Origin of the sequence: Pseudodesulfovibrio sp. (assembly GCF_028692895.1) — a bacterium.
In the GTDB taxonomy this organism is placed as follows: Bacteria; Desulfobacterota; Desulfovibrionia; order Desulfovibrionales; family Desulfovibrionaceae; genus Pseudodesulfovibrio.
Genome location: NZ_JAQUWN010000109.1, coordinates 1 through 7418, shown reverse-complemented (window position 1 = coordinate 7418; position 7418 = coordinate 1). Strand labels below are relative to the sequence as shown.

General features: G+C 70.4%; 6 protein-coding genes. All 6 read left to right on the top strand.

All coding sequences use genetic code 11. From position 1 onward, the window contains the following. Window positions 1-365 precede the first annotated feature (365 nt). Complete coding sequence (locus PHP91_RS16630) at window positions 366-3230, top strand: ATP-binding protein (RefSeq protein WP_300143386.1); 2865 nt, start codon at window positions 366-368, stop codon at window positions 3228-3230. 79 nt (window positions 3231-3309) lie between these two features. Beyond that, window positions 3310-3993 carry a CBS and ACT domain-containing protein gene (locus PHP91_RS16625; RefSeq protein ID WP_300143383.1) on the top strand — a complete coding sequence of 228 codons (684 nt, stop codon included), beginning with the start codon at window positions 3310-3312 and terminating at the stop codon, window positions 3991-3993. A gap of 266 nt (window positions 3994-4259) precedes the next feature. Continuing rightward, entirely contained in the window at window positions 4260-4535 is a 276-nt protein-coding gene (locus PHP91_RS16620) for a hypothetical protein (protein WP_300143381.1), read from the top strand. A gap of 2 nt (window positions 4536-4537) precedes the next feature. After that, a complete protein-coding gene (locus tag PHP91_RS16615; RefSeq protein WP_300143378.1) occupies window positions 4538-6343 on the top strand; it encodes a portal protein in 1806 nt (601 codons plus the stop codon). Beyond that, on the top strand, window positions 6333-6557 hold the full coding sequence (locus tag PHP91_RS16610) for a hypothetical protein (RefSeq protein WP_300143375.1): 225 nt from the start codon (window positions 6333-6335) through the stop codon (window positions 6555-6557). Before PHP91_RS16615 ends, PHP91_RS16610 begins: the two co-directional genes overlap by 11 nt. Then, window positions 6557-7418, top strand: an 862-nt coding sequence (locus PHP91_RS16605; RefSeq protein WP_300143372.1) for a hypothetical protein, incomplete at its 3' end; no start/stop codon positions are given. The genes PHP91_RS16610 and PHP91_RS16605, both read left to right, overlap by 1 nt.

Genomic DNA, 7418 nt, shown 5'->3' with positions numbered 1-7418 from the left:
TTGTAGAAGATGATGGTCCAGCTCCACAGGGACATGCAGCCCAGGAAGAGCATCACCAGCTTCACGGCCAGGGTCGCGCCCGAAATCAGGGTCACGATGCTGTTGTCAGGCAGGAAATTCATGGGTCGCCACCTCGGAGGGAATTGTCGGCGGGAAACCCGCGCTCTATCAATGTAAACCCGAGGCCGGGATAATGCAAGGGCGCTTCCCTGAAACCGCCCGTCTTTCCAGACAATTGTGGTGTGAAATGGCCGGGCGGCAAGGTTCGGGACCGGCCCCGCACCCGCTCTAACATGGTTGTCCTGACGCGCGGGGAAGGGTAATGCTGGTCCCAAACACTGCGGCTTGTCCGAAGGGGGACGTCCTTGCGCATACTGCTCTTGCTCGGAAAATCGGTGGACCGGAAACGGATGGCGGACCTGCTCGGCGGGCGCGAGTGCGAGGCGGCCCGCTACGGCGCGGTCTCGCGCGGGGTGCGCCGCCTGGAGCGGCGGCCGGCGGACGTGGTGGTCCTGGCCCCGGACGCCGGGGACGGGACCTGGCCGCGGGCCCTGGAGCGCATCCGGGCCGAGCACGGGGTGGAGGCCGTGGTCCTGCCGCCCGGCGCGGAAGGGGTGCGCACGGCCCTGGAGGCCGGCGCCTTCGATGCCTACGCCCTCCCGGCGGCCGCGCCGGAGGACCTGGACCGCTCCCTCCGCCACCTGGCCCGCCAGCGCGGCCTGGAGCGGGAACTGGAGCGGGGCCGGGCCCTGTTCGACTGGGTGGAGGAGACCGCATGGCTGGGCTCCTGGGCGGTGGACGACCGGGGCCGGACCACATGGTCGCGCGGGGCGCGGCGCATCATGGGGGACGCGGAAGGAGGGCTCACGGAATCGTTCGAAAGCATCCGCCGCTGGGTCCACCCGGACGACGTGGAGATTTTCGAGCAGGCCAACCGGGCCACCTTCCGCCAGGGCTGGCCCCTGGATTTCGAATACCGCGTGGTTCTGGACGACGGCCAGGTCCGCCACCTGCACCTGCATCGGCGCGTGGACCACGGGCCGGGCGGCGAGGTGGCCGGGGCCTACGGAATGCTGCGCGACGTCACCCCGGAGCGCGAGTTCGAGGACGTCCTGTTCCGGCGCGACGCCGTGCTCCAGGTGGTGGGTTCCTGCGCCGCCGGGTTCCTCCGCGAGGCGGACTGGGAAACGGGCATGGACGGCTGGCTGGCAGACCTGGGCCAGGCCATGGGCGTCTCCCGCGCCTACGTCTTCCGAATGCTGCCTCCCCGGCCGGGCGTGGACCCGGAGGGCATCCTCGGCGAGTGGGCCATGCCCGGCATCCCCCTGCTCAGGGACCGGCCAGGCATCCGGGTGGAGCCCGCCGCCGTGCTCTACAAGCGGCTGCTGCCCCTGATGCTCGACCGCAAGGTGGTGGCCTGCCACGCCCGCGACCTGCACGCCGAGGAGCGGGCCTTCCTGGCCCGGACCGGGGTCCGCTCGCTGATGCTCATCCCGATCTTCGCGGGCGGCGAATGGTGGGGGCTCATCGGCCTCTCCGAGCACCGGGCCGAGCGGGACTGGCTGCCCGCCGAGATCGAGGCCATGACCATGATGGCGGACATCCTCGGCTCGGCCATCCTGCGCCACCGCATGGAGCGGGAGCTCAAGGACGCCAACCGCAGGGCCGAGGAGGCGAGCCGGGCCAAGAGCCGGTTCCTGGCCAACATGAGCCACGAGGTGCGCACGCCCATCGGCGGCATCCTGGGCCTGACCGGCATGTTGGCGGACCGGGAGCTGCCCGCCGACCTGCGCGAGCACGTGGACATGATCCGCGAGGCCGCCCGCGCCCTGCTCGACATCGTCAACGACGTCCTCGACCTCTCGCGCATCGAGGCCAGCCGCCTGGAGCTCGTGCCCTCGGACTTCGAGCTGCGGACCATGCTGGACCGCACCCTGGCTCCCTTTGCGGCCGAGGCGCGGCAACGGGGCCTGGCCTTCGGCCTGGAGATCGCTGACGGCGTGGACGAGCTCGTCAGCGGCGACGCCCACCGGCTGGCCCAGGTGGTCCGCAACCTGGTGGGCAACGCCCTGAAATTCACGTCCGGCGGCCACGTCCGGGTGGCCGTGGCCCCGTGCCGGGCCGCGCCGGACCGCGTCTGCCTCGCCTTCACGGTGGAGGACACCGGGGAGGGCATCCCGCCCGACGTCCAGGCCTCCATCTTCGACGCTTTCATCCAGGGCGACTGTTCGGCGCGCAAGCGGCATCAGGGCACGGGCCTCGGCCTGGCCATCTGCCGGGAGCTGGTCACCCTCATGGACGGCAAGATCAGCGTGGAAAGCGAGCTCGGCAAAGGCAGCGCCTTCACCTTCACCGCCTGCTTCGACAAGCCGCTCGGCCGCCGCGAAACATCCCCCCAACGGGCCGGGACAACGCCGGCCCGGCCCCTGCGCGTCCTGCTGGTCGAGGACAGCCCCCTCAACCAGCGGTTCATGAGCCATTTCCTGACCGACTCGGGCCACCGGACCACCCTGGCCGGGAACGGGCGCGAGGGGCTGGAGGCCCTGCGCCGCCACGGCCGCGACCTGGACCTGGTGCTCATGGACATCCAGATGCCGGGCATGGACGGCCTGGAGGCCACGGCCGCCATCCGCGCCGGGGACGGCCGGGAGTTCGACCCCACCATCCCGATCATCGCCCTGACCGCCTACGCCATGACGGGCGACCGCGACCGCATGCTCGCGGCGGGCATGGACGGCTACGTGACCAAGCCCGTGGAATTCGACGCCCTGACCGAGGCCATGAACCGGGCCATGGAAGGACGCCCCCTTCGCCCCGAGCCGCCCGAGGCTCCCGCCACGGCCGAGGCGCGGGCCGAGCCCGGCCCCGGCCCCGGCGCCGAGGCCGCGGAACCGGGATACGACCTGGACGCCCTGGCTTCCCGCTACCGGGGGGACGCGGAGCTGCTCCGGGAAATCCTCTCCCTGTTCCTCGCCGAGGCCAGGGAAAAGCTGGCTCTCCTCGACAGGGGCCTGGCCGGGGCGGACGCCGAGGCCGTGGCGTCGGCCGCCCACTCCATGACCAACCTGGCCAGCCACGTCCTGGCCATGGACCTGGTGCGCCGGGCGCGCGACCTGGAGCGCCGCTGCCGCCACGGCGGGCTGGAACGCGTCCGCCCGGACCTGGCCGGGCTGCGGGACGGCTTCTCCCGGCTGGTCGACGCGGTGCGCAACTACGCGGAGTCGTTGTAGCGTTGCTTTTTTGTCGCAGAGTTACTACAACAGACTGACCGGTATTGTCGGGAGTGAACGGCGAGCAGGAGGTTGGGCGATGCTGGTCAGAGACTGGATGACGGTCAACGTCATCACCCTTGGCGTCAACTATTCGGTGCTGGATGCGGCAAAAATCCTGCGGGGAAAGAACATCCGCCAGTTCCCCGTCGTGGACAACGACGGCAACCTGGTGGGCATCGTCTCGGACCGCGACATCCGTGACGCCATGCCCTCCAAGTTCATCCCCGGCGACGCCGTGGACGGCAAGAAGGGCGGCCTCTACACCCTCACGGCCGGGGACATCATGACCCTGGACCCCATCACCGTCACCTCGGACGCGCCCATCAACGAGGTGGCCGAGCTCCTGGTCCGGCACAAGATCGGCGGCTTGCCCGTGGTGGACGGCGGCGAGCTGCGCGGCATCATCACCCAGGCGGACGTCATGCGCTTCCTTTGCGCGGCGGCCGGGCCCATGCGCTCCGGCACCCAGTTCGCCTTCCGCCTCCAGGCCCGGCCCGGCCCCCTGGCCGAGCTGCTCACCGACATCCGCGACCTCGGGCTATGCTACTCCAGCGTATTCGCGGCCACCGACCTCAACTGTCCCGGCCATCGCCGCGTCTACATCCGCCTGGAGCGCACCGGCGACCGGTCCGTGGAGGATCTGGTGGAAATCCTCCAGCGCAAGCATACCCTCCTCTACTACGTCAACGAGGGCATCACCGTGGACCTCGTCCGCCCCTAGCCCTCTTTTTCCTTCCGGCCCGAAGGCCCCCGGCAGCGACCTGCCGGGGGCCTTCCTTTTTCGGGCCCAAAAGCCGCCGGAAACCGCCTTTCCCGGAGGGCTGTCAAGCTGCCAAGTTATGCCTTTTTTACCCGTTCTCCTGTTTATTTTCGCCTTTTTCCCCTGGGCCAAAAACCGGGGGTATGGTCTCGGGCAAAACATCCAACAGGAGGATTCACATCATGGGTGGAGATCCAGTCAGTCTTATCACAGCGGCGATGGGCACGATGAACACCGTCGCCGGAATGCTGCGGTCGCAAAACGGCTCGTCTTCGGACGGGGCGGACGAACTGGCGGCGGAACGCGCCGCCAGGGAGGAACAGCAGCGCCAGGAGGAGGCGGCCGAACGCAAGCGCGACCGCGACAAGGTGCTGGAGGCGAGGACGGCCGAAAAATCGGCCAAGGCCAAGGCGTCCGAGAGCACGCTGTCGTCCGGCGGCGCCGGGCTCGCCGGGGACGCGGCCGTGGCCTCGGCCAAACTCAAACAAAAGCTGGGAGAGTAGCCATGCGCGACGACGAACTCGCACGGTCGCTCATCGACCGGTTTCACGGCCTGGAGGAACGCCGCCGCCCGTGGGTGGCGACGTGGCGGGAGCTGGCGGAATACATGCTGCCCCGCAAGGACAGCTTCGCCACGCCCGGCTCGGCCTCGCTGCCGCGCGGCGGGACCGGGGACGAGCGCATCTTCGACTCCGCGCCCATGCACGCGCTGGAGTTGCTGGCCTCGGCCCTGGGCGGGCTGCTGACCAACCCGTCCCTGGTCTGGTTCGACATCCGCGCCCGCAACCCCGAGGTGGGGGACGCCGAGGAGGTCCGCACCTTCCTCCAACAGGCGCGGGAGCGGATGATCGCGGTCTTCAACAGCGAGGACACCGGGTTCCAGTCCAACGTGCACGAGCTGTACCTGGACGTGGCCCTGCTCGGCACGGCGGTGATGTACGTGGAGGCGGACCCGGAGAACGTGGTCCGCTTCTCGGCCCGGCCGCTGGGCGAGGTCTTCGTGGCCGAGTCCGCGCGCGGCATGGTCGACACGGTCTACCGCAGCTACGAGCTCCCGGCCCGCCAGGCCCTGCGCGAATGGGGCGACGCCCTCTCGGCCGACGCCCGGCAGAAGGGCGTGGACAACCCGGAGACGCCCGTGCGCATCCTGCACGCGGTCTTCCCCCGGTCCGACCGCGACCCGCTCGGCTTCGGCGCGGCCAACTTCCCCTTCGGCAGCGTCTACCTGGAGCTGGACGGCGAGCACGTACTGGAGGAATCCGGCTACCTGGAGATGCCCTACCTGGTGCCCCGCTGGGCCAAGGCCGCGGGCGAAATCTACGGCCGGGGGCCGGGCCAGACCGCCCTGTCCGACACCCGCGTGCTCAACGCCATGGCCCGCACCGCGCTCATGGCGGCCGAGAAGATGGCCGACCCGCCGCTCATGGTGCCGGACGACGGCTTCCTCGGCCCGGTCCGCTCGGGTCCGGGCGGCCTGTCCTACTACCGGGCGGGCTCCACGGACCGCATCGAGTCCCTGCCCGTGCGCGTGGACCTGGCGGCCACCGAAAAGATGATGGAGCAGCGGCGCGAGTCCATCCGCCGCATCTTCCTCTCGGACCAGCTCCAGCCCGAGGGCCCCACGGGCACGGCCACCGAGGCGGTCATCCGCCAGAGCGAGAAGATGCGCGTGCTCGGCCCGGTCCTGGGCCGGCTCCAGACCGAGTTCCTGAGCCCGCTCATCCGGCGCGTGTTCCGCATCCTGCTGCGCGCGGGCGAGCTGCCCCGGTTCCCGGACGGGCTGACCCCGGACGACATCGAGGTCCGCTACACCTCGCCCATGGCCCGCGCCCAGAAGCAGTACGAGGCCCAGGGCCTGACCCGGACCATGGAATACCTCGCGCCCCTGGTGGGCTCGGGCGACCCCTACGGGATCATGGACAACTTCCGCACCGACCGGGTGGCCCGCCACGCGGCCGAGCTCTTCGACACCCCGGCGGACTACCTCAAGCCCGAGGACGAGGTGGCGCAGGAGCGCGGGCGGAAGTCCAAGGCCGGGGAATCGGCCCGGCAGGCCCAGACCATCGCCGGGATGGCCGCCCTGGCCAAGACCCTGTCCGAGTCCTACACCGACCGGCCCAGCGTGCTCACCCAGTTGTGGGACATGCTGACGGGCGGCGCGGCGGCCCTGGCCGGACCGGGCGCTCCCGACGCCGAAGCCGGGGCCGGGCCGCAACCGGCCGGGATGCCGCCCGAAACCCAGGCGGCGACCCCGGCCGCTCCCCTGGCCGAAACCCTGCAACACGCCATGGAGGCCCGCCATGACGGATAACCCGCTTGAGCTGCACCGGGCCTATCGGCGGCTCTTCGACTGCGAGGACGGCCGCACGGTCATGGAGGACCTGGAGACGCGGGGATGCTTCCTGCGCTCCACCTTCTCCACCGAGTCCGGCCGGACGCAGTTCCAGGAGGGGCGTCGCTCCCTGGTCCTGCACATGAAGCACATGCTCGACGAAACCAACTTCATCCACAAGGAGGACAAGTGATGAACACCGTGACGAACAAGAAGAAGATGGAACAGGCGGCCGAGGAGGACTGGCGCAGGACCATGCCCGAGGAATGGACCGTGGCCCAGGCCGGGCCGGACGGCACGACCGTGGAGATTCCCCTGCGCGACCACCCGAGCCTCAAGGCCTACAAGACCAAGGACGAGGCCGTGAAGGCCCTGGTCCACGCCCAGCGGCTGCTCGGCAAGGCCCCGGAGGGCTACGTCCGGGTGCCGGGCGAGGACGCCGACCCCGACGAGCTGGCCGCCTTCTATGGCGCGCTGGGCCGTCCCGAGGAGGCGGGCGGCTACGCCCTGCCCGAGATCGACCTGCCCGAGGGGTTCGAGGTCCAGGAGAAGCTCGTCTCGGGCTTCCGCGACCGGGCCTTCGAGCTGGGGCTGACCCCGGCCCAGGTCTCGGGGCTCTACCAGTGGTTCCTGCCCCTGGTGCTGGACGCGCACCACGAGCTGGAGGCGGGCGACCGCAGGCTGCGCGAAAGCGAGCTGGAATCCCTGCGCTCCGTGCACCGGGGCGACACGCCGACCATGCTCGACTCCGCCCTGCGCGCGGCCGAGGCCATCGGCGGCCAGGAGCTGATCCAGGCCCTGAACGAGACCGGCGCGGGCAACCGGGCCACGGTCATCAGCGCCTTCGCCCGCATCGCGCCCCTGGTGCTGGAGAGCGGCCTGCGCGGCTCGGCGCGCGGCTGGGGCGAGGAGCTGTCCAAGGAGAAGCTCCTGGAGATGATGCGCGACCCGCGCTACAGCGACCCGCTCAAGCGCGACAACGCCTACGTCAAGAAGGTCCGCGACGGCTTCAAGACCCTCTACCCCGGCGACTACATCCCCGGCAGCCGCATCA

Bases quoted from the DNA above. Each gene is read 5' to 3' on its own strand.
- PHP91_RS16625 (WP_300143383.1), top strand. From the start codon at position 3,310: ATGCTGGTCAGAGACTGGATGACGGTCAACGTCATCACCCTTGGCGTC.
- PHP91_RS16620 (WP_300143381.1), top strand. From the start codon at position 4,260: ATGAACACCGTCGCCGGAATGCTGCGGTCGCAAAACGGCTCGTCTTCG.
- PHP91_RS16615 (WP_300143378.1), top strand. From the start codon at position 4,538: ATGCGCGACGACGAACTCGCACGGTCGCTCATCGACCGGTTTCACGGC.
- PHP91_RS16610 (WP_300143375.1), top strand. From the start codon at position 6,333: ATGACGGATAACCCGCTTGAGCTGCACCGGGCCTATCGGCGGCTCTTC.